Source organism: Buttiauxella sp. S19-1 (assembly GCF_022134725.1).
Classification (GTDB): domain Bacteria; phylum Pseudomonadota; class Gammaproteobacteria; order Enterobacterales; family Enterobacteriaceae; genus Buttiauxella; species Buttiauxella ferragutiae.
Map to the genome: position 1 here is coordinate 1 of NZ_JAHWLU010000251.1, position 1174 is coordinate 1174.

Genomic DNA, 1174 nt, shown 5'->3' on the forward strand with positions numbered 1-1174 from the left:
GCCAGTAAATCGCCCTGTTCGCTGTAGCTGAACTGCTGGCTCCGGCCCTGCGGGTCAGTGAGGCTGACCACGCTGCCGAGCTCGTCGTAAGCCCACAGCCATTGCTGGTCGCCCGGTGTGGTCAGGCGGGTGAGCTGTCCGGCGTCGTTGTACTCGTACCAGAGACTGTGGCCTCCGGGGATGGCGACATGGCGGATATCGTCTTCATCGTTATAGTGATATTCAGTGGTGCGCCCAAGGGCATCGGTGCGTGACTGAAGCTGGGTGTTCTCCCACACCGTGATTTCTTCCCGTCCCAGCGGGTCGGTGCTGCGGGTAACCAGGCGATCTTCGTTGTACCAGTAACGGGTTTCTCCGCCCTCCGCATCCTGGTAGGTGGTACATTTTTCTTCATCGTTATAGATAAAGTGGTCACTGTAATAGCCTTCGGTTGACTGTGTGCTGATGACCCGGCCCTGCACGTCATAGCTGATATCGACACAGGTTTTATCCGTATCCCGCCAGCGGGTCATAAACCCTTCAGGAGAGTATTCGTGCCACAGATGGGAGAACTGGAAGGTGTCGCATTCAGCGAGAAAACCGTTGCTGTCATAGTGGCAGGTGACAAGGCGCTGGCGTTGAGGGGTGACCAGGTCAATGCACATCAGTTGCCGGTTCTGCCAGTCAAGGGCGAGTGTGTAACCGTCGCTGTGGCGGATTTCAGTCAGCAGATCATTGGTGCGGATAAAGTCAATGCGGTTGCCATACTGGTCGTGAAGCGCAGACAGCAGAAAAGTCCCTGTAGCAGAAGGAGCAAAGCGTAGAGTTTGCTGTGTGTGGCGGTCAAAAACGGTGAGTTCTGCGCTAATGTCCCCGGTCAGCCGGTAACGGGGCTGCCGGGAGTTGGCGGCTTGCTGGAAAATACCGTCACGGGGCAGGGGGTAATAAAGCACCACGCCTTCCTGGTCGGTAAAATGCAGATCATTTCCCTGTATATGCAGTGAGCGGGACCATTCATCGGTCCATTTTGGGCCAAATACTCCACCATGGCTGGAGCGGGAGCGATAGAAGCGGGAGAGCGTTAATGGTAGTGAGCCGGGCAGCGTGAGTACGCTGAGTTGCTGGAGAAGGCTACCCGTCCCGACATCGACAGGATCACCCCGGCAGATGCTGGAGGTATTGAGCCGCCCCACCC

Annotated in this window: 1 protein-coding gene; it reads right to left on the reverse strand. The window is 57.0% G+C overall.

Annotated elements, in window-relative coordinates; genetic code table 11:
- A partial coding sequence (locus tag MES37_RS24400) for a DUF6531 domain-containing protein (RefSeq protein WP_237932827.1) occupies positions 1 to 1174 on the reverse strand: 1174 nt, incomplete at both ends.